Source organism: Streptomyces sp. NPDC060064 (assembly GCF_042736455.1).
Classification (GTDB): Bacteria; Actinomycetota; Actinomycetes; order Streptomycetales; family Streptomycetaceae; genus Streptomyces.
Genome location: NZ_JBHWWF010000032.1, coordinates 58,195 through 78,200, shown reverse-complemented (window position 1 = coordinate 78,200; position 20,006 = coordinate 58,195). Strand labels below are relative to the sequence as shown.

The 20,006-nt window shown below is 69.6% G+C and carries 15 protein-coding genes and 3 pseudogenes; 3 read left to right on the top strand and 15 right to left on the bottom strand.

What is annotated here, in order from left to right:
* Positions 1 to 3: 3 nt before the first annotated feature.
* From ACFWDI_RS31045 to ACFWDI_RS31000, 10 genes are all read right to left on the bottom strand, one after another.
* Complete coding sequence (locus tag ACFWDI_RS31045; RefSeq protein ID WP_385309075.1) at positions 4 to 3,693, bottom strand: ThuA domain-containing protein; 3,690 nt, start codon at positions 3,691 to 3,693, stop codon at positions 4 to 6.
* A gap of 341 nt (positions 3,694 to 4,034) precedes the next feature.
* Positions 4,035 to 5,039 (bottom strand): sugar phosphate isomerase/epimerase family protein, encoded by a 1,005-nt coding sequence (locus ACFWDI_RS31040; protein ID WP_385309073.1) that lies wholly within the window; start codon positions 5,037 to 5,039, stop codon positions 4,035 to 4,037.
* Between the two features lie 8 nt (positions 5,040 to 5,047).
* Positions 5,048 to 6,322 (bottom strand): Gfo/Idh/MocA family protein, encoded by a 1,275-nt coding sequence (locus ACFWDI_RS31035; RefSeq protein ID WP_385309071.1) that lies wholly within the window; start codon positions 6,320 to 6,322, stop codon positions 5,048 to 5,050.
* A 45-nt stretch (positions 6,323 to 6,367) separates the two neighbouring features.
* Positions 6,368 to 7,414: a substrate-binding domain-containing protein gene (locus ACFWDI_RS31030; RefSeq protein WP_385309069.1), complete on the bottom strand. Its 1,047-nt coding sequence runs from the start codon at positions 7,412 to 7,414 to the stop codon at positions 6,368 to 6,370.
* A gap of 81 nt (positions 7,415 to 7,495) precedes the next feature.
* A complete protein-coding gene (locus ACFWDI_RS31025; protein ID WP_385309068.1) occupies positions 7,496 to 8,530 on the bottom strand; it encodes an ABC transporter permease in 1,035 nt (344 codons plus the stop codon).
* Positions 8,527 to 10,050 carry a sugar ABC transporter ATP-binding protein gene (locus ACFWDI_RS31020; RefSeq protein WP_385309066.1) on the bottom strand — a complete coding sequence of 508 codons (1,524 nt, stop codon included), beginning with the start codon at positions 10,048 to 10,050 and terminating at the stop codon, positions 8,527 to 8,529. The genes ACFWDI_RS31025 and ACFWDI_RS31020 overlap by 4 nt, the downstream gene beginning before the upstream one ends.
* A gap of 210 nt (positions 10,051 to 10,260) precedes the next feature.
* A complete protein-coding gene (locus ACFWDI_RS31015) occupies positions 10,261 to 11,442 on the bottom strand; it encodes an ROK family protein (RefSeq protein WP_385309065.1) in 1,182 nt (393 codons plus the stop codon).
* 261 nt (positions 11,443 to 11,703) lie between these two features.
* Complete coding sequence (locus ACFWDI_RS31010; protein ID WP_385309063.1) at positions 11,704 to 12,381, bottom strand: GntR family transcriptional regulator; 678 nt, start codon at positions 12,379 to 12,381, stop codon at positions 11,704 to 11,706.
* A gap of 84 nt (positions 12,382 to 12,465) precedes the next feature.
* The gene (locus tag ACFWDI_RS31005; RefSeq protein WP_385309061.1) at positions 12,466 to 12,942 is read right to left on the bottom strand and encodes an NUDIX domain-containing protein; all 477 of its coding nucleotides are present in this window, start codon (positions 12,940 to 12,942) and stop codon (positions 12,466 to 12,468) included.
* A gap of 121 nt (positions 12,943 to 13,063) precedes the next feature.
* A complete protein-coding gene (locus ACFWDI_RS31000) occupies positions 13,064 to 14,011 on the bottom strand; it encodes a beta-ketoacyl-ACP synthase III (protein WP_385309059.1) in 948 nt (315 codons plus the stop codon).
* Between the two features lie 245 nt (positions 14,012 to 14,256).
* Between ACFWDI_RS31000 and ACFWDI_RS30995 the strand changes: the two are divergent.
* Positions 14,257 to 14,505, top strand: a pseudogene (locus tag ACFWDI_RS30995) (Fe-S-binding domain-containing protein); the annotation flags it as partial.
* A 5-nt stretch (positions 14,506 to 14,510) separates the two neighbouring features.
* Entirely contained in the window at positions 14,511 to 15,350 is an 840-nt protein-coding gene (gene fdhD, locus ACFWDI_RS30990; RefSeq protein ID WP_385309129.1) for a formate dehydrogenase accessory sulfurtransferase FdhD, read from the top strand.
* Positions 15,351 to 15,464: 114 nt separating this feature from the next.
* On the opposite strand, the pseudogene ACFWDI_RS30985 reads toward fdhD, so the two are convergent.
* The 5 genes and pseudogenes from ACFWDI_RS30985 to ACFWDI_RS30965 all read right to left on the bottom strand — a co-directional run.
* Positions 15,465 to 16,150 (bottom strand): annotated as a pseudogene (locus tag ACFWDI_RS30985) (histidinol-phosphatase); the annotation flags it as partial.
* A 1-nt stretch (position 16,151) separates the two neighbouring features.
* A pseudogene (locus ACFWDI_RS30980) lies at positions 16,152 to 16,435 on the bottom strand (Tat pathway signal sequence domain protein); the annotation flags it as partial.
* 109 nt (positions 16,436 to 16,544) lie between these two features.
* Positions 16,545 to 17,909, bottom strand: a complete 1,365-nt coding sequence (locus tag ACFWDI_RS30975; protein ID WP_385309057.1) for a PP2C family protein-serine/threonine phosphatase — start codon at positions 17,907 to 17,909, stop codon at positions 16,545 to 16,547.
* Between the two features lie 188 nt (positions 17,910 to 18,097).
* Positions 18,098 to 18,520, bottom strand: coding sequence for a (2Fe-2S) ferredoxin domain-containing protein (locus ACFWDI_RS30970; RefSeq protein WP_385309055.1), 423 nt, complete (start codon positions 18,518 to 18,520; stop codon positions 18,098 to 18,100).
* Positions 18,521 to 18,532: 12 nt separating this feature from the next.
* Complete coding sequence (locus tag ACFWDI_RS30965; RefSeq protein ID WP_385309053.1) at positions 18,533 to 18,985, bottom strand: MarR family winged helix-turn-helix transcriptional regulator; 453 nt, start codon at positions 18,983 to 18,985, stop codon at positions 18,533 to 18,535.
* Between the two features lie 85 nt (positions 18,986 to 19,070).
* On the opposite strand from ACFWDI_RS30965, the gene ACFWDI_RS30960 reads away from it, so the two are divergent.
* The gene (locus tag ACFWDI_RS30960; RefSeq protein WP_385309052.1) at positions 19,071 to 19,997 is read left to right on the top strand and encodes a zinc-binding alcohol dehydrogenase family protein; all 927 of its coding nucleotides are present in this window, start codon (positions 19,071 to 19,073) and stop codon (positions 19,995 to 19,997) included.
* Positions 19,998 to 20,006: the final 9 nt, after the last annotated feature.

Genomic DNA, 20,006 nt, shown 5'->3' with positions numbered 1-20,006 from the left:
CGCCTAGGAGGGCAGCTCCCTGAGTTGGATGTCGCGGAAGGACACCTGATCGTCGGCTCCGTGGTTCTGGATGCCGATGTAGCCGTCCTTCAGGCTGCGCACCGGGTCGGTGTTGGTGAAGTCGTTGATCTTCACGCCGTTGAGGAAGATCTGCAGGCGTTCACCCTGAACCCGGATCTCGTAGCTGTTCCACTGGCCGGGTGGCCGCAGGACCCGGTCGCGGGCCTTGAGGTCGGCGGACTTGAAGCCGTAGACGGCGCCGGTGGTCCGATCAGCCGCGTCGGTGGCGTCGATCTGCACTTCGTACCCGTTGTTCACCGCCGACCAGGGATCGTCGGAGGCCGGGAAGCCCACGAAGACACCGGAGTTGTCGTCGCCCGCCATCTTCCAGTCGAGCTTCAGCGAGTACGACTTCAGCTCCTTGGCCTGGTACCAGAGCATGCCCATGCCGCCCTCGGAGCGCAGTTCGCCGTCGACGACATTGAACTTCCCGGGCCCGGCCTGCTTCCAGCCGTCCAGCGTCCTGCCGTTGAAGATCGGCCGGTATCCCGTCTTCGGCTTGCAGTCGGCCTTGACCTGTCCTGCGGCGTAGCGCAGTCCGCCGAGCAGGTGCGTGCGGAAGGCCGGTTCGGCGTACGACTCCTTGGTGTGGCCGCCGCCGGTGTAGAAGGCGCGGCCGCCCTGGTAGCTCTGGCACCAGGCGATCGGGTGGTCGCCCTTCATGGTGCCGCCCTGGTAGCTGGTCTCGTCCAGGGTTGCCAGCACACGGGCCTGCGTACGCGGATTGGTGCGGTAGTTGTACCACTCGTCGGTGCGCTCCCAGGCGTCGTCCAGGTGCGCGGTCGACGGATGGGTGTGGTCCTCGACGCGTACGGTGGCGGGCTGGATCTGCGGGTGGGAGGCGAAGTAGGCGCCGACGAGCCCGCCGTAGAAGGCCCAGTCGTACTCGGTGTCGGCAGCGGCGTGGACGCCCATGTAGCCGCCGCCGGTGGAGACGTAGTTCTCGAACGCCTTCTGCTGGTCGGCGCCCAGTACGTCACCGGTGGTGGAGAGGAATACGACGGCGTCGTAGCGGGCGAGGTTGCTGGTGGTGAACTGGGCCGCCTCCTCGGTGGCGTCGACCGCTATGTTGCTCGACTTGCCGAGCTCCTTCAGCGCGGCGATACCGGCCGGGATGGAGTCGTGGCGGAAGCCGGCGGTCCTGGAGAAGACCAGGACGCGCTTGGCGGTCCGGTCCGGTGCGCTGTTGGAGAGCTCGAAATCGTCCACGTCGTAGAGGGCTCCGTCGCCGCCCTTGAAGACCAGGAACAGCTCGGTGGTCGTCTTCGGTACGGCCCGCAGGGGTATGTCGATGTCCTGGAAGGTGTCCCAGCTGCCGGTGACGGGGACGGGCGCGGAGCCGAGGATCTGACCGTTCGCCGATCCGGTGCGCACCTCGAGGAAGCCGCCGGTGCCGCCGGAGGAGATCCGGGCGGTGAGCTTGGTGGACCCGGTCAGGTTGTACGGCTTGAAGGAGATCCAGTCGTTGTTGTTGATGTCGCCGACCGTCTTGCCTCCGTGGGCGCTCGTCTTGTCGTAGATCTTGATGCCCAAGGAGTTGTTGTAGTGCTCGGCCTGCCGGTGGCGCGGCTGCAGCTGCGCCTGGTCGTGGCTGGTGAGCGCGGCCTGGCCGCCGCCACCGCCGTCGGTGTACTCGGCGTCGAAGACTCCGAAGATATTGGCGTCTGCGTCGTGCCCGCCGTCGGCGGAGGTCTTGATGGTGCCGGTGCAGCCGTTGGCCGAGGTGATGGGGTGGCCGTGGCTGTCATGGCCGAGGATGTAGGTCACCTTCACCTTGGCGCAGTCGATCGTCCCGTCCTCCGGGTCGGTGACCGTCACCTTGAACGGGATCTCGTCGCCGAAGCTGAACAGGGCCCCTTCTGCCGGGAGTTCCAGGGTCACCTTGGGTGCCGTGTTGCCGACGACCACATGGACACTGGCGGAGCCGGTGCGGCCGCTGGGGTCCTTGGCGGTGACGGTCGCCGTGTAGGTGCCGTTCTTCTTGTACGTGTACGCGGGGTTGGCCTCGGTGGATGTGCCGCCGTCGCCGAAGTCCCAGGCGTAGGTGAGGGTGTCGCCGTCACCGTCGCTGGTGCCGGCCGAGGAGAAGGCGACCTTGAGCGGCGCCTTGCCGGAGGTCTTGTTCGCGGCGGCCTCGGCGACCGGTGAGCGTCCGCCGGTGGCGTTCTCGATCCGGTAGAGCCCGGAGTTCTCGTCGCCGCCGAACCAGGCGGTGCCGTAGTCGAGTACGTACAGCGCGCCGTCCGGGCCGAAGGCCATGTCCATGATCTGGGTGCCGGTCCACGGGACGGGGTTGATGGACTGGACCGCGCCGTCCTCGCCCTGTTCGATGCGCTTGATCCAGCGCCGGCCGAACTCACCGGCGAAGAAGTCGCCGTCGTACGCCTCCGGGAACTTCACCGGGGAGGTCGAGGCGGCGTCGTAACGGTAGACGGGTCCGCCCATCGGGGACTCCGAGCCGGTGCCGAACTCGGGCACGGAACCGCCGTCGTACGGAATCCAGGCCGGCTGCGCGGGCGGCAGATCGACGAGGCCGGTGTTGTACGGCGACTCGTTCTTGGGAGCCGCGCAGTTGAAGGTCGCTCCGGATGTCTTGGTAGCGAAGTCGTAGTCGACGTACGGGTCGTTCTTGCCGGTGCAGAACGGCCAGCCGAAGTTGCCCGGCTTCGTGACCCGCGCGAACTCGACCTGTCCGGCCGGGCCGCGCTTGGGGTCGGCCGCTCCCGCGTCGGGGCCGTAGTCACCGATGTAGACGATGCCGGTCTTCTTGTCGACGCTGAACCGGAAGGGGTTGCGGAAACCCATGGCGTAGATCTCGGGCCGGGTCTTGTCGGTCCCTGGCGCGAAGAGGTTGCCGTCGGGGATGGAGTACGACGCGTCGTCGTTGACCTTGATCCGCAGAAGCTTGCCGCGCAGGTCGTTGGTGTTGCCGGAGGTGCGGCGGGCGTCGTAGGCGGGGTTGCGGCCGGGCGTCTCGTCGATCGGTGTGTATCCGTCGGAGGCGAAGGGGTTGGAGTCGTCACCGGTCGACAGATACAGATTTCCCTGCGCGTCGAAGTCGATGTCGCCGCCGACGTGGCAGCAGATGCCGCGGGTCGCCGGGATGTCGATGACCTTCTTCTCGCTGGCGTTGTCGAGGGTGCCGTCGGCCTTCAGGACGAAGCGCGAGAGACGGTTGACGCCGTCGAACTTCGCGAAGTCCGCAGGTGTGCCCGTGTTGGGGGCGTCGCCCGCGGGGGTGTTCAGTGGCGGCGCGTAGTAGAGATAGATGAAGCGGTTCTCGCTGAACTTGGGGTCCAGGCCGACGCCCTGGAGACCTTCCTCGTCGTGCGAGTAGACGGGGATGGTGCCGACGACGCGGGTGTTGCCGGCGCTGTCGGTCATCCGCAGCTCGCCGTTGCGTGAGGTGTGCAGCACGCTGCGGTCGGGCAGTACGGCCAGGGACATCGGCTCACCGGTCTCCTCACCGCCCTTGGCGAGAGTGACCTGCTGGAATTCCTCTGCGGCAGCGGCCGGTTCGGGGTCGGCTGCGGCCGCGATCTGCGGCGCGGTGAGGGCGAGCGAGGTGGCGGCGAGAAGACTGCCGGTGAGGAGTGCGAGCGCCTTGCGGGCTCTGAGCCTTTTCCTGTGCACGAATGTCCTCCGGGAGTGGCCGGTCGAACGGGCGGGGCGGTGTTCTGCCCTCAATCGCCGTGCGGGCTGGGGGTGGAGCGCATGGTTCCGTGCTCTCGGGGCGGTGCTCGTCCTGCACCGCGCACCGGGCTGACTGCCGTGGAATCCGGAGTGCGCCGCCACACCGGGGACCACCTATGTCCTGTACACCTCATGGACGGTATCCGGGTTCGTCCGGGACGGAAAGCCCTTGTGCAGAAGGGAAGTTCAACTTTTTCCTACCGCAGGACAAAGACGGATCCGGGCAGGCCGGACCGGCCCGGCGGCGTGTCAGCCACCGGGCCGGGACCTGGCCCGATGAGCTAGTCGCTGCCTCCGAATGCCGCGTCGAAGGAGGCCGTGGGCGGATCGAAATCGAAGCGCTTCAGGTCGGCAAGCGCTTCCGGAGCGCCTGCCAGTCGGTCCATGCCCGCGTCCTCCCACTCCACCGAGATAGGCCCGGCGTAGCCGATCGAGCGCAGCATCCGGAAGACGTCCTCCCACGGGACGTCGCCGTGGCCCGCCGACACGAAGTCCCAGCCGCGCCGCGGATCGCCCCACGGCAGATGGGAGCCGAGCCGGCCGTTGCGGCCGTCGAGACGCATACGGGCTTCCTTGCAGTCCACGTGGTAGATCCGGTCCCGGAAGTCGTAGAGGAAGCCGACCGGGTCCAGGTCCTGCCAGACGAAGTGGCTCGGATCGAAGTTGAGTCCGAAGGCCGGCCGGTTGCCGACGGCCTCCAGTGCCCGCTTCGTCGTCCAGTAGTCGTACGCGATCTCGCTGGGGTGCACTTCGTGGGCGAAGCGCACGCCCTCCGCGTCGAAGACGTCGAGGATCGGATTCCAGCGCTCGGCGAAGTCCTCGTAGCCGCGCTCGATCATCCGTTCCGGCACCGGCGGGAACATCGCCACCAGATGCCAGATCGACGAGCCGGTGAAGCCGATGACGGTACGGACCCCGAAGGCTGCCGCGGCCCGTGCGGTGTCCTTGATCTCGGCCGCGGCCCGCTGGCGTACACCCTCGGGTTCGCCGTCGCCCCAGATCCGGGCGGGCAGGATCGCCTGGTGGCGTTCGTCGATGATGCTGTCGCAGACCGCCTGGCCGACCAGATGGTTGGAGATCGCCCAGCACTTGAGTCCGTACTTGTCGAGCAATGCGTGCCGCCCGTCGAGATACGAAGGGTCCGCGAGCGCCTTGTCGACCTCGAAGTGGTCGCCCCAGCAGGCCAGTTCAAGGCCGTCGTAGCCGAAGTCGCGGGCGAGTCTGCAGACCTCCTCCAGCGGCAGATCGGCCCACTGGCCGGTGAAGAGTGTGAACGGACGTGGCATCGGACCTCCTAAGCCTGTGCCTGTACGGGCGTCTCCACGGGTGCCTTCGCGGCTGTCCTCGCGGCTGTCCTCGCGAGCGTCTGTACGGACGTCTCCACCGGTGTGTAGACCGCGTTCCTCTCCGCGCTCTCCTCCACCGCCGCGAGCACCCGCTGCACCTGCAGCCCGTCGGCGAACGACGGCGCGGGGTCGCTGCCCGTCGCGATCGCCTCGACCAGATCGCGCGCCTGGTGGGCGAAGGTGTGCTCGTAGCCGAGGGCGTGGCCGGGCGGCCACCACGCCTCCAGATACGGATGCTCCGGCTCGGTGACCAGGATCCGCCGGAAGCCGGACGAGGGGGCGGGCTCGGTGTGGTCGTGGAAGGACAGCTCGTTGAGCCGCTCCAGGTCGAACGCCAACGAGCCCAGCTCACCGTTGATTTCGAGGCGCAGGGCGTTCTTGCGGCCCGAGGCCATCCTGGTGGCCTCGAAGGAGGCGAGCGCGCCCGACGCCAGCCGCCCGGTGAACAGCGCCGCGTCGTCGACGGTGACCGGCCCCCTTTCGATACCGCCGGAGGCGGAGAGTCCGGCCGCCGCCCCGGCGAGCAGGGGCCGCTCCCGTACGAAGGTCTCCGACAACGCCGAGACCCCGACCAGCGGCTCCCCCGCCAGGTACTGCGCGAGGTCCACGATGTGCGCGCCCAGGTCACCGAGCGCCCCTGAACCGGCGTGCTCGCGCTCGAGCCGCCACGTGAGCGGGAAGTCCGGGTCGACCAGCCAGTCCTGCAGATAGGTGAAGCGCACATGCCGCAGCGTCCCGAGCCTGCCGTCGGCGATCAGCCGCCGGGCGTACGCGATGGCCGGCACCCGCCGGTAGTTGAAGCCGACCATGGCCAACTGTCCGCGTTCCCGGGCCTGTTCGGCTGCCGTGACCATCGACTCCGCCTCGGCGACGGAGTTGGCGAGCGGCTTCTCGCACAGGACGTGCTTGCCCGCCTCCAGCGCCGCGACGGCTATCTCCGCATGGCTGTCACCCGGTGTGCAGATGTCGACGAGCTGCACGTCGTCGCGGGTCACGAGGTCGCGCCAGTCGGTCTCCGCCGCGGCCCAGCCGTGCTTGGCGGCGGCGGATCGCACGGCTGTCGCGTCACGGCCGCCGATCGCGGCGAGGACCGGCCGCATCGGCAGGTCGAAGACGCGTCCCGCGGTGCGCCACCCCTGTGAGTGGGCGGCGCCCATGAACGCGTAGCCGACCATGCCGACGCCCAGCGTCGGCGGAGCGGCCTCACTGTCCCTCTGTTCCATACGGGTTCCTCCTCATCGGTTGCTCGGTGGGGGCGGGCAGGCCGGTCAGCTGAAGCCGGTGGGCAGGTACTCGTCGACGTTCTCCTTGGTCACGACGGCCGAGTAGAGGGTGATCGAGGCGGGGATCTCCAGTTCGGACATCCCGCTGACGCCCTTCGACTGGCCCAGCGCGCGGGCGAGGTCGACGGCGGAGGCGGCCATCGTGGGCGGATACAGAACGGTGGCCTTCAGCACGCTGCTGTCGGCCTTGATGGCATCCATCGCGGACTTGGCGCCGGCGCCGCCGACCATCAGGAAGTCCTTGCGGCCGGCCTGCGCGATGGCACGCAGCGCGCCCACGCCCTGGTCGTCGTCGTGGTTCCACAGCGCGTCGAACTGCTTCTGGGCCTGGAGCAGTTGGGCCATCTTCGCCTGACCGGACTCGACGGTGAAATCGGCCGCCTGGCGGGCCACCTTCTTGATGTTGGGGTAGTTCTTCAGCGCGTCGTCGAAGCCCTGGGTGCGCTGCTTGGTGAGTTCCAGGTTGTCGAGCCCGGCAAGCTCGATGACCTTGGCGTTGGGCTTGTCCTTGAGCTGCTCGCCGATGTAGTTGCCGGCGTTGAGTCCCATGCCGTAGTTGTCGCCGCCGATCCAGCAGCGGTACGCCTGCGGCGAGGCGAAGATCCGGTCCAGGTTGATGACGGGAATCCCGGCCTTCATGGCCTGCAGACCGACCTGGGTGAGGGCCTTGCCGTCGGCCGGCAGGATCACCAGGACGTCGACCTTCTTGTTGATCAGGGTCTGGACCTGGCCGATCTGGGCCGCGGTGTCGTTGGACCCTTCGGTGATCTCGAGGGTCACCTCGGAGTACTTCTTCGCCCGGGATTTGGCGTTCTCGTTGATGGCGTTCAGCCAGCCGTGGTCGGCCTGCGGTCCGGCGAAGCCGATGGTGACGGCCTTGCCCGGCTTGTCGTCGGCGGCCGGCGCATTGTTGGTCGCCGCTTCCGATGTCTTGGGCTCGTTGCTGGTGCAGGCGGTCAGCAGCGCGCCGGCGGAGACCGCGGCGGTCCCGAAGAGCAGACCTCTGCGGCTGGTGGCTGGGATTTCTGGCATGACGGATCAACCCTTCGGCTGGACGGTACGAGGGACGGGGGTGCGACAGATGGGGGAAGCGGGAGGGGGCGGCCGGCCGGGTCAGGCCTCCCCGCCTCGCAGCGTGCGGTGCTGGACCAGAACCGCGGCGACGATGATCGCGCCCTTGGCGATCTGCTGGACGGCGCTCTCCAGGTTGTTGAGGGCGAAGATGTTGGTGATGGTGGTGAAGACGAGGACGCCGAGGACCGAGCCGACGATGGTGCCGCGGCCGCCGCTGAGCAGCGTGCCGCCGATGATCGCCGCGGCGATGGCGTCGAGCTCGTAGAGATTGCCGTTGGTGTTCTGTCCGGATCCGGCGAGGACGATCAGCATGAATGCGGCGATTCCGCAGCACAGTCCGGAGAGCAGATACAGATAGAGCCGCTGCCGCCGTACATCGATGCCGGCGAGGCGGGCCGCTTCGGCGTTGCCGCCGACGGCGACGGTGCGCCGTCCGAAGGTCGTACGGTTCAGCAGCAGCCAGCCGACACCCGTCACCGCCGCGAAGACCAGCACCAGCGGAGGGATGCCGAGGATGTAGGCGTCCTTGATACCGAGGTCGAGTACGGAGTTGACGGTGACCATCTGCGTCTTGCCGCCCGTGATCTGGAGGGCGAGTCCGCGGGCGGAGGCGAGCATGGCGAGGGTCGCGATGAACGGCACCATCCCGCCGTACGCGATGAGCAGACCGTTCACCAGACCGCAGCCCAGCCCGACGACGACCGCGGTGAAGAGGATGCCCGCGAAGCCGTACTCCTGAGTTGCCAACGTTGTCGCCCATACCGAGGCGAGCGCGACGATCGCGCCGACCGACAGGTCGATGCCGCCGCTGGTGATCACAAAGGTCATACCGACGGTGACCACGCCGATGATCGAGGCCTGGGTCAGCACGAGTTGAAGGTTGCTCGTATCGAGGAATTCATCCGGCTTGGTGATGCCGCCGACGGCGATCAGGACGCCGAGCACACCGAGCAGCGAGAGATTGCGGACATCGGCGCGCAGTCCCAGCGGTCGACGCCAACCCCGGTTTTCCGGTGCGGACTTGGCGGTGGGTATCGGCGCGTCCCGCTGCGCCGGTGAAACTGGCTGCGTCATGCCGTCGGGCTCCCTTCCATCACAAGGTCGAGTACGCGGTGCTCATCGAGCTCCCGGGCGTCGGCCGTGTGCACCACGCTGCCCTCGCGGAGCACCAGCACCCGGTCGGCGAGGCCCAGCACTTCGGGCACTTCGCTGGATACGAGGAGTACGGCGAGGCCTTCGTCGGCCAGCCGGCGGATCACGGCGTAGAGCTCGGCGCGTGCGCCGACGTCGACACCGCGGGTGGGCTCGTCGAGCAGCAGCACCCGGCAGCCGCGCAGCAGCCAGCGGGCGAGCACGGCCTTCTGCTGGTTGCCGCCGGAGAGCGTACGGATACGGGCGTCGGGGTTGTCGGGTCGCAGGGAGAGTTCCCTGGTCGCCTGCTGCGCCGCCCTGCGCTCCTCCTTGCGGTCGAGCCAGCCGACCCGGGAGAAGCGGGAGAGCGTGGAGACCGAGACATTGCGGGTGACGGACTCCAGCATCAGCAGTCCCTGCGCCTTGCGCTCCTCCGGGGCGAGTCCGACTCCGGCGCGGACGGCCGCCCGGACGCTGCCGGGGCGCAACGGGCTGCCGTCGACGAGAACGCGGCCCGCGCTGGGCCTGCGGGCGCCGTAAATCGTCTCCAGGATCTCGGAGCGTCCCGAGCCGACGAGTCCGGCGAGCCCGACGATCTCGCCGGGCCGCAGTTCCAGGTCGACGGGCGCGAACTCCCCGTCCCTGGCGAGCCCTTCGACCCGCAGGACCGGTTCGCGGATCCCCGCGCGGTCGCCTGCGGGCCGCTCGGGGAAGACGTATTCGACGTTCCGTCCGGTCATCAGCGCGACGACCTCGCGGGTCGGCGTGGACTTGGCGGGCAGTCCGACGGCGACCGCCCGGCCGTCCTTGAGTACGGTCACGCGGTCGCCGATGCGCCGGATCTCCTCGAGTCGGTGGGAGATGTAGACGACGGCGACCCCGTCGGCGGTCAGGTCGCCGACGATACGGAAGAGGTTGTCGACCTCGTCGGGGTCGAGGGCTGCCGAGGGCTCGTCCATCACGATGAGGCGTACCTCGTGGGAGAGGGCGCGGGCCATGGAGACGATCTGCCGCTGCGCGGCGGAGAGGTCGCCGACGCGGCGGGCGGGTTCGATCTCGGAGTGGCCAAGTCGCTTCAACAGCTTGGCCGTTGTCGAGCGGGCCTCCCTGCCCCGTACGACGAAACCGGCCGCTGTCGGTTCGTGTCCGAGGAAGACGTTCTCGGCGACCGAGAGCCCTTCCACCAGGTCGAGCTCCTGGTAGATGGTGGCGATGCCGAGCCGCATGGCAGCGATGGGCGACTTGAGGGCGACCGCTCCGCCGCGCCAGGTGATCTGTCCGCCGTCCGGCTGATGGGCTCCGGCGAGCACTTTGATCAGGGTGGATTTGCCGGCGCCGTTCTGGCCGAGGAGGCAGTGGACCTCGCCGGCCTGGACCTCCAGGTCCACGCCGTCGAGGGCGCGGACGCCCGGGAACGACTTGGTGATACCGGACATGGTGAGCAGGGGTGGTTCTGGTGCCATGACAAATCCCCTCGGCGGGTGCGGCCGGTGAGCGGGCAGGGCGTGGTGGTCGTGCTGTGCGGTGGCACTCGTGGTGCCGGCGGCGCTGGTGGTGCTCGTTAGTGCTCACGGCGCTGGTGGTGCTCGCGCCTTGCGGTGCTGGAGGTGCTGGAGGCGCTGGTGGTGCTCGCGCCTGCGGCGCGTCTGGCGTCGTGCGATCGACCGGTCCGGTCAGGCCGGCGAGAACAGGTGGTCGCTGATGAGCCGGGCCGCGCCGATCACTCCGGCGGTCGGCCCCAACTCGCCCAGCACGATGGGCAGGTTGCCGGTGGCCAGCGGCAGCGACTGCCGGTAGACCTGGGTACGTACGCTGGCCAGCAGCGTGTGGCCGAGGCCGGTCACTCCGCCGCCGATCACCACGAGACCCGGGTTGAAGAAGCTGACGAGTCCGGCGATGACCTGGCCTACGCGGTTGCCACCCTCACGGATGAGATCGAGCGAGGTGGCGTCGCCGGCGGCCGCGGCGGCGGCCACATCGACGGCGGTGAGCCTCCCGGCGGTCTCCAGCCGGGCGGCGAGCTCCTCCGACCGGCCGGTGCGCGCCGCGTCCTCGGCGTCGCGGGCCAGCGCGGCACCGCTGAAGTGGGCCTCCAGGCACCCCTTGTTGCCGCAGGCGCAGGCGCGGCCGTCCGGTTCGACCTGGATATGACCGATGTCGCCGGCGCTGCCGGTCGTACCGCGGTAGACCTCGCCGCCGACGACAATGCCGCAGCCGATGCCCGTACCGATCTTGACGCAGAGGAAGTCGCCCACGGAGCGCGCGACGCCCGCGTGCTGCTCCCCCATCGCCATCAGGTTCACGTCGTTGTCGACCATGACCGGGCAGCCGAGGTCCTGGCTGAGTGCCTCGCGTACCGGGAAACCGTCCCAGCCCGGCATGATCGGGGGCGCGACCGGCACACCTTCGGGGAAGCGGACCGGTCCGGGAACGCCGATGCCCGCGCCGTCGAAGCCTTCGGCGAGTCCGGAGGCCCTGAGCTTGGCCGCCATCGACAGCACCTGCTCGAAGACGGCGACCGGGCCCTCGCGTACATCCATCGGGTGGTTGAGATGGCCGAGCACCTCGAGCTCGGCGTTGGTGACGGCCACATCGATCGAGGTGGCGCCGATGTCGACGCCGAGGAAACGGAGCGCGGGCGCGAGCCGGATGTTGTGCGAGCGGCGCCCGCCGCGCGAGGCGGCCAGACCGTCCGCGACCACGAGCCCGGTCTCCAGGAGACGGTCGACCTCCACGGCGAGCTTGGAGCGCGACAGATCGACCTGATCACCGAGCTGGGCACGGGAGTTGGGACCGCCGTCGCGCAGCAGCCTGAGCAGTCGCGCCTGGTGCGCGTTCGCGGGTCGAGCGGTCATACGTCTCACGTGCCCTCCCCGTCTGATCGGCCTCCGTCGGTCTTTCGAGGGGAACGTAGCAGCGCTTTGCCCAACTGGGAAGAACTTGCGCAGAGTTCCGGTACGACTTTCTCCACACCCGGGACAAAGGTCTGATCGCCCGTGGAGACCTCGGCGGCGAACCTCAGCCCCTCCGGCGTTTGAGGAGCGGGGCTTGGGGCGGAGCCCCAACAGGAGAGCCCCGTCGGCGATTGAGGCGTGGGGTCCGGGGTGGAGCCCCGGTCAGGGCTGCTCGCGCCGTCGGTACGTCGCGCGCGTGTGCTCCGTGTGCGCCCGCATGACCTCCGTCGCACGCTGCTCGTCGCGGGCCGAGATCGCCGCGATCAGCTCCCGGTGCTCGATCCAGGACTGCCGCCCGCGCTGCCGCGCGACGGGCGTGTAGAACCAGCGGACCCGCCGGTCCACCTGTCCGGCCAGCTCGGCCAGGACGAGATTGCCGGCGAGCTCCATCACCTTGGCGTGGAAGCGGGCGTTGGTGGCCACCGCCAGGTCCACGTCGTCGTCCGCGACGGCCTGTTCGCCCTGCGCGCAGAGCTCTTCGAGCGCGGCGATGCCCGCGGCACCGGAGTTCGCGGCGGCCAGCCGGGCGGCCTCCGCCTCCAGAAGCGTACGGACCGAAAGCAGTTGGTCCGCCTCCGCTTCGGTCGGCTCATGGACGAACGCGCCCTGCGCCGGGCGCAGATCGACCCAGCCCTCGGAGTTGAGGCGTTGCAGTGCCTCGCGCACGGGCTGGCGGGACACGCCGAGATGGCCGGCGAGTTCGCTCTCGACCAGGTGCTGGCCGGGGCGCAGTGCGCGGGTCGTGATCAGTTCGAGCAGTGCCTCGTAGACGCGCTCGCGCAGTGGACCGGGTCGTTCCAGCTTGGGCACGGTTCCCTGCGGCAGTCCTGCGGACAACATCGCGGTCCCCCTCCTGGCAAACAGCGGCGAGCGGCAATTGTCTACAGTTTACCGAGCGCAATCCTTCCGGTGCCGGGATCCGGATCACCTCCGGCCGGAGTCGAGGAGCTCGGTCAGCCGGTCGAGGAAGACCCGCTGACCGGCGACCAGCTTCTCCCTCGCCGCTTCGACGCCCAACCACTCGGCTCGGTCGATCTCCGGGAACTCCTGCATACGGCCCGATCCCGGCGGCCACTCCGTGGTGAAGGTGCCCGGCACGACGAGGTCCGTGTCGAGGTCGCCCTCGAGCGCCCAGACGGTGACGATCTTTCCATTGGGCTGGCGGGCTTCACCGAGCGGCAGCCATCCGCCGTCGGGCGGCGCCAGACCGAGCTCCTCCTCGAACTCCCGCCGCGCGGCGGCCATCGGCTCCTCCTCCGGGGTGTACTCACCCTTCGGTACCGACCAGGCGGCCTCGTCACGTGCCTGCCAGAACGGCCCTCCCATATGGCCGATGAGGACCTCGATGTCCGTACCCCGCCTGCGGAACAGCAGCAGACCCGCGCTTCGCTTCGCCGTCATGCGGGTTAGTTTGCCCCGCTTCAGCGACAGTCAGCCCGAGCAGCACGTCTCCATTGCCGCGGGTAATGCGCGCCGCCATCCGATACGCGCGCCGCCATCCGGTCGTCAGCACCCCGAGGGCTCAGGGGCAGCGGATGACCTGACCCGCGTACGAGAGATTGCCGCCGAAACCGAAGAGCAGCACTGGATCGCCCGACTCGATCTCGCCGCGCTCGACGAGCTTGGAGAGCGCCATCGGGATCGAACCGGCCGAGGTGTTGCCGGACTCCACCACATCGCGGGCGATCACGGCGTTGACGGCGCCGATCTTCTGGGCGACGGGCTCGATGATCCGCAGATTCGCCTGGTGCAGGACGACCGCGGCGAGCTCCTCCGGGGTGACGCCCGCCCGCTCGCAGACCTTCCGGGCGATGGGCGGAAGCTGGGTGGTGGCCCAGCGGTAGACGGACTGCCCCTCCTGCGCGAACCGGGGCGGGGTGCCTTCGATACGTACGGCATGGCCCATCTCCGGGACCGAGCCCCACAGGACGGGGCCGATCCCGGGCTCCTCGCCCGGCCTGGTCGCCTCGATGACCGCGGCGCCCGCGCCGTCGCCGACGAGCACACAGGTGGTGCGGTCGGTCCAGTCGGTGATGTCGGCCATTTTGTCGGCGCCGATCACCAGGGCGCGTCTCGCGGCCCCGGCCCGTACGGTGTGGTCGGCCGTGGCGAGCGCGTGCGTGAAGCCCGCGCAGACGACATTGAGGTCCATGACGGCGGGCGAGCCCATGCCGAGACGGGCCGCGACCCGGGCCGCCGTGTTCGGGGAGCGGTCGATCGCCGTGGAGGTGGCCACCAGCACGAGATCGATGTCGGCGGGCGTCAGACCGGCGGAGGCCAGCGCCTTGGCGCCGGCGTGCGCGGCCAGCTCGTCGACCGGCTCATCAGGTCCCGCCACATGCCGGGTCTCGATCCCGACGCGGCTGCGGATCCACTCGTCGCTGGTGTCGACCATGGCCGCCAGGTCCGCGTTGGTGAGCACCTTGGCGGGCTGGTAGTGCCCGAGCGCGACGATCCGTGAACCGGTCATGGATGGCGTTCTCCTCGTACAGAAGTCAGGAACCACCCAGTCTTGGCTGCTACCACCCGGTACGGGGGCATGTGATCCCACAGCTTCGGGGCCCAGACTTTGGAGCTTCCCCAAGAGTACGACGACCCTTGACACCCCAGAAGGGATACTGTCGACAATATTCTGTCGACGCTTCCCCTCGGCCGAGGGCGCCCGCACACTCGCGCCGGCCTGCTCGCGCCGCGCCGAGGCCGGTATGACGGCCGGTCTGCCCGACCGGCGCGCTCACCTTCAAGACCGAATTCGATAGGCGCGTGGCCGGGACCTGGGACGAGTCCGCTCAGAGGGAGTCGACCACCATCTGTGCCTGCTGCGGCGTCGGCTGCAACCTCACTCTCCATCTGAAGGAGAATGAGATCGTCAAGGTCACCTCACCGCACGACAACCCGGTGACCCACGGCAACCTCTGCATCAAGGGCCGCTTCGGCTTCCAGCACGTACAGAATCGGATGTGATCGCCATGGGCCGGGTCACCGAGCGCCGCCGCACGATCCGCATCAGGGACGGCGTGGTATCGACCCGTCCCGACACTCTCGTGGCCGAGGAACCGCTGGAGATCCGGCTCAACGGCAAGCCGCTCGCCATCACCATGCGCACGCCGGGCGACGACTTCGCGCTCGCGGCGGGCTTCCTGGTGAGCGAGGGTGTGCTCGGTTCCGCGGACGAGCTGCAGTCGATCGTGTACTGCGCCGGGGCCACCGCCGACGGATCCAACACCTACAACGTGGTGGACGTCCAGCTCGCGCCGGGCGTGCCGGTCCCGGACATCACCCTCGAGCGCAACGTCTACACCACCTCGTCCTGCGGACTGTGCGGAAAGGCCAGCCTCGACGCCGTACGCACCATCGCCCGCTTCCCGATCGCCGACACTCCCCCGGTCCGCGTCGAGCCCGCTCTGCTCGCCGCCCTCCCCGACCGGCTGCGTGCGGCCCAGCGGGTCTTCGACCGGACCGGGGGTCTGCACGCCGCCGCGCTCTTCTCGGAGGACGGCGAACTGCTCGACATACGGGAGGACGTCGGCCGGCACAACGCGGTCGACAAGCTCGTCGGCCGGGCGCTCCAGGACGGCAGACTGCCGCTGTCGCGGGTGATCCTGCTGGTGTCGGGACGGGCGTCGTTCGAGCTGGCGCAGAAGGCGGTGATGGCCGGCATCCCCGTCCTTGCCGCGGTCTCCGCGCCCTCCTCGCTCGCCGTGGATCTGGCTGCCGAGACGGGTCTGACCCTGGTCGGTTTTCTGCGCGGCGCCAATATGAACGTGTACGCGGGCGAAGAGCGCATCGCCCTGAGCACCGGGGTCTGAAGCGCCCCCGCTGCACGGGATACGGACCCGGCCGACGGGGAGCGCCCCCCTGCGCCGGCCGGGTCCCCTCGTGACAGCTCAGAGCACGAGGTCCCCTCAGTGCACGACCTCCACTCAGTGCACGACGTCCACGAAGACCGGGTTGGTGTAGACCAGGTGTCCAGCCACGGGTCGCCGTTGCCGGGCTCGTGCGGGATCGGCCCGTGCGGGTCGGTCGCCGCGCCCGGGTAGCCGGGGCCGTTGCGCTTGCCGTCGCTGCCGCGCAGCCTCAGACAGAACGACTCCTCGGCCTTCCCGACCGGGACGCGCAGCGTGTAGCGGCCGGTGCGGCCCTCGACATCGGCGGTGTGGACGACGCGGGTGTCGGGTGCACGCCATTCGTCGCGGTCGGTGACCGGCCCGTGTACGGCGCCACGGATCACGTCGAGGTGGGCGAGGCGTGGCACCTCACCGTGGTGGTTGGGGCGGGATGCGGTGGTGACGGTGACATTCAGGACGATCTTCTCTCCGCCGCGTACGCGCAGCCGCCCGCCGAGAGTGACGCCGCGTCCTATGCCGTGCTCCCTGTTGACCCGTACGTCGATGCCGTCGATGAGCTGACCGTGGTCGACCCAGACGCGGCCGGCCCTGAGGCCCGCCGTCACGTCCCGGTAGCCGTAGCGGGTCACGCCGACATGCGTACGGCTGAACTGGCCGGGCCAGAAGTCGCCGCCGAGCTGCGGCTCCGCGGTGTTGACCGGGTCGGGCAGCCTGCCGGTGTTGTCGAAGTTCTGGCCGGGCAGCCAGTCGCCGTTCTTCCAGCAGGGCGCGTTCGACGATCCGGATGTCCCGAGCCAACCGTGCATCAGCTGGTCGAGGGTGCCGCCGTACTCATAGGCGCCCAGCAGCCAGGGCAGGCCGAGTGCGGCGATTCCTGTGGTGCGGGTGGCGGGGTTGCGGGCGACCTGACAGCCGTCGACGTACATCGTGGTGTGCTTTCCGTCGTTGACGACATGCCACCATCTGTCGCGCTCCAGCTCATGGCTCCAGTTGGTGATCAGGCCGGGCTGGTTGAGCGGGGCGGCGGCCCACTGGATGGGCTCCCGCGTCAGGTCGTTGCGGTGCCCGGACAGATCAGGGACGCGCCGCTCGGGTCCGGTCGGGTCCTGTTCCGGGCAGCGCGTGGCCGTCAGGCGGTGCTCCTGCAGGCCGACCTCATTCCGCGGTGGCGGAAGCCGGCCCGGCGCCGGCGTGGACCGCAGGAATGCGGACGGCAATGAGTGCTACATCGTCGCTGCCGGCCTGTGCGAGGCCGGTGAGCAGCTCGTCGCAGAAAGACCCCAGGGGTTCCTGAGCGAGGGCGGCGGCGTGCTGGCGCAGCCGTGCGGCACCGCGGTCGAGGTTTTCGGTGCGCCGTTCGATGAGGCCGTCGGTATAGAACAGGATGGTGGAGTTCGACGGCAGGACCTCGGTGGCGTCAGGACGTAGTTGGGCGGGATCCACTCCCAGCAGCATGCTGCGGCCGTCGGTCAGGAATCGCGTGTCACCTTTCGCGGTGATCAACAGCGGAGCGGGATGGCCGGCGGCGGCGTATTGCAGCCTCCACGGCTGATGCGCGTCAGACTTCTCGAGCAGTGCGTAGATGCAGGTCAGGGTCTGGTGGGGATAGAGAATGCTGATGGCCGCGTCCAGTCGGCCCAGGATCTTGCCCGGTGGCTCTTTGCGGTCGCTGGCGATGCCGCGCAGCATGTTGCGCATATGGCTCATGGTCACGGTGGCCTGCAGGTCGTGGCCCGCGACGTCTCCGATGATGAGGGTCATGGCACCGCCGGGCAGCACGAACGAGTCGTACCAGTCTCCGCCGACCTGGGAGGTGGCCAGGGCGGGCTGGTAGCGGGCGGCCAGCTCAAGGGGACCGCGCGTGGGCAGATCGGGCAGCAGGGAACGTTGAATGCGCTCGCCCGTGTGCTGGAACTCGGCGTGCAGACGTGCGTTCTCGACGGCGAGGGCGACGCGGTGTGCCAGGTCCTCCGCCAGCGGAAGACTGTCCTCCTCCAGCGCACCGGTTGTCGCTGTGCGTGCCAGGGTCAGGGCGCCCAGTACCTGGCGGCGGGCCCGTAGCGGCGCGATCACCACCGTGTCGGCGCCCAGGTGGTGGAATAGTTCAAGCTCCCTGGCGTGCAGTGGATCGGCCGCGTTGGCGGGTGCGGTGAAAGTCGTGACGAGTAGTGGTCCGGCGCCCCGCAGCGCGCGGGCCACCGCGGCGGCCGAATTCTCGGACACGGGTGGCAGCTCACCCTCGTACAGGCCGGGTGACAGCAGATCCGACTCACGGTGCTCGATCACCTGCCGGCGCAGGCCGCCGTGCTCGTCGAACAGATCCACCGCACACCAGTCCGCGAGGCCCGGCACCAGCGTGCGGCACAGGCGTCGCAGACCCTCATCGATGTCGAGAGTGCTGGCCAGCGCCTCTGAGGCGTTGGTCAGCAGCGTCAGCCGGTCCAGAGCATGCTGCACCGCCCGGTCCACCTCACGGACGGCCTCGGTCGGCTCATCGTGGCCGTGCGACTTCGCACCCATGCACATGCACCTCTTCCGCGTCTGCCGGTCCGCCGCAGCGAACGCAACCCCGCCGGGCGGCCGGGAGCGGCCGGGGGCCCGACTCCATGCTGCAGCCCGGGCGGGCCCGCGGCCGGTGGTGACATCCCGCCCCGCCGAGACTGCTGAGCGGCAGCACATCGGTTACCCGGCACAAGCGCGTCGAGCCACTACGCACGGCGCGACGTGCGAGCGCGGCGGCGGGCTTCCGCCGGGGCCGGGATCGTCTGGAGTTCGAGCGTGGCCGGGAGTTCCGCGAGGCCGGGGCCGCCCGCCCGCACCCAGGCCAGGATGTCGTCCGTGCAGTCGTCGTCCAGCACCCAGCCGATCCAGGCCGCGCGAGCTCCTCGGCGACGGCCCTCCGTGGAGGGCTGGACCACGATCACATTTGCCTGACCGCAGGGGCCGAGACAGTCGCTCGTACGGACCGCGAGCCGGCCGTCGGAGGCCGCGGCCGCCTCCCGCAGCCTGGCCAACTGGCCCTCGTGGTCGGTGCCGGGGTTCTTCCGGGCGTCACCGCAGCAGCACCCACGGCAGACGACCAGGGTGCAAGGGCGGGCGCCGAAAGGGCGTATCGCGTACGTCGTCGTCACTCGGCGATCTTGTCAGTCGCAGGGTGCGGCGGGGTCCGCGATCCGCCTCAGCAGCGCGAGGAATTGGTCACGTTCGGCAGGCGTCAGCGCCGCGAGCAGCTCGTCGTTGGCGCGGTCGGCGACGGTTTCGCAGCGCCGGAGCTTGCGGCGGCCCGCGGTGGTGGCGGTGATGGCGTTCTTGCGCCGGTCGGCGGGGTCGGGGGCGCGGCTGACCAGCCCGTCCTCCTGGAGGTCGTTGAGGATGCCGACCATGTCCTTGGGGTCGACGGACAGCACGCGGCCGAGCTCGGCCTGGGCGACCGGACCGAGTTCGACGACGGCGGAGAGCACCGCATGGTGCCACATCTTCATGCCCTCGTCGGCGAGAGCCTTGGCGACGAGACCGCGGCCCCGGGTGGCCGCGCGGCCGAGGAGCCAGCTGGGGAGGGCACGGAGGCGGGCGGGTGCGGGCGGGGTGTCGGCCATGGGGGCAGCGTACGCCGAAACCGTTGGTGGCTCCAATGAATCCCTTGTACCGTTGGGATCACCAACGATCCCTGGGAGGGTGCTCATGCGTCGCGTTCGCTATGAAGTCAACGGCGGCCCCGAAGTCCTGTTCACCGAGGACGTCGCGGCGCCGGTCGCGGGCCCCGGCGAACTGCTGATCCGGTCCGAGGCGATCGGCGTGACGCTGCCGACGGTACGCAAGGTGCGCGAGGCCGCGGAGCCGGCGCAGCTGGGCGGCGAGCTGGCGGGCACGGTCGAGGCGGTCGGCGAGGGCGTGACCGCCTTCGCACCGGGCGACCGGGTGACCGGGCTCTGTTTCGCGCACGGATACGCCGAACTTGCCGTGATCCACGAGTCGATGGCCTCCCGCATCCCGGACCACGCCACGGCGGTGGACGCGGTCGCGCTGGTCCGCAGCGGTCTGGTCGCCCGCGGCGCGTACGAGGCTTCGCGGCCACAGCCGGGTGAGTCGGTACTGGTCACGGCGGCGGCGAGCGGGGTGGGCCAACTGGCTGTCCAGCTCGCGAAACTGTCGGGAGCGGCCCGGGTCGTCGCGGCGTCGGGGTCGCCGGAGAAGGCGGAGTTCCTGTACGGCCTGGGGGCGGACGAGGTGGTGACGTACGCGGACGCGTCGTGGGGCGAGCCGGTGGACGTCGTGCTGGACGGCGTCGGCGGGGAGTTGCTGGCACCGGCCCTGGCGGCTCTCGCCCCGGGCGGCCGACTGGTCGCCTACAGTTCGGGCGGCGGGACGGTACAGGCGTACGACCTGCTGGTCGGCGCGAAATCGGTGATCGGCTTCCAGATGGCGCACATCGCGAGAACGCGACCGGATCTGTACGCGGTGTGGCTGGACGAGTTGTGGGAGCTGCACGCGTCGGGCCGCGTGCGGACGAGGGTTGCGGCGGAACTCCCGCTGGACCGGGCGCCGGAGGCCCATGCGCTGATCGAGTCCCGGGGGAACCTGGGCAAGGTGGTCCTGGTTCCGGCGTGAGCCTGCGGG

Excerpts from the sequence above, each read along its gene's own strand:
- ACFWDI_RS31040 (WP_385309073.1), bottom strand. The coding sequence starts at position 5,039 with ATGCCACGTCCGTTCACACTCTTCACCGGCCAGTGGGCCGATCTGCCG.
- ACFWDI_RS31015 (WP_385309065.1), bottom strand. The coding sequence starts at position 11,442 with ATGACCGCTCGACCCGCGAACGCGCACCAGGCGCGACTGCTCAGGCTG.
- ACFWDI_RS31030 (WP_385309069.1), bottom strand. The coding sequence starts at position 7,414 with ATGCCAGAAATCCCAGCCACCAGCCGCAGAGGTCTGCTCTTCGGGACC.
- ACFWDI_RS31005 (WP_385309061.1), bottom strand. The coding sequence starts at position 12,942 with ATGACGGCGAAGCGAAGCGCGGGTCTGCTGCTGTTCCGCAGGCGGGGT.
- ACFWDI_RS30960 (WP_385309052.1), top strand. The coding sequence starts at position 19,071 with ATGCGTCGCGTTCGCTATGAAGTCAACGGCGGCCCCGAAGTCCTGTTC.
- ACFWDI_RS30975 (WP_385309057.1), bottom strand. The coding sequence starts at position 17,909 with ATGGGTGCGAAGTCGCACGGCCACGATGAGCCGACCGAGGCCGTCCGT.
- ACFWDI_RS31010 (WP_385309063.1), bottom strand. The coding sequence starts at position 12,381 with ATGTTGTCCGCAGGACTGCCGCAGGGAACCGTGCCCAAGCTGGAACGA.
- ACFWDI_RS31035 (WP_385309071.1), bottom strand. The coding sequence starts at position 6,322 with ATGGAACAGAGGGACAGTGAGGCCGCTCCGCCGACGCTGGGCGTCGGC.
- ACFWDI_RS30965 (WP_385309053.1), bottom strand. The coding sequence starts at position 18,985 with ATGGCCGACACCCCGCCCGCACCCGCCCGCCTCCGTGCCCTCCCCAGC.
- fdhD (WP_385309129.1), top strand. The coding sequence starts at position 14,511 with ATGGGCCGGGTCACCGAGCGCCGCCGCACGATCCGCATCAGGGACGGC.
- ACFWDI_RS31000 (WP_385309059.1), bottom strand. The coding sequence starts at position 14,011 with ATGACCGGTTCACGGATCGTCGCGCTCGGGCACTACCAGCCCGCCAAG.
- ACFWDI_RS31025 (WP_385309068.1), bottom strand. The coding sequence starts at position 8,530 with ATGACGCAGCCAGTTTCACCGGCGCAGCGGGACGCGCCGATACCCACC.
- ACFWDI_RS31020 (WP_385309066.1), bottom strand. The coding sequence starts at position 10,050 with ATGGCACCAGAACCACCCCTGCTCACCATGTCCGGTATCACCAAGTCG.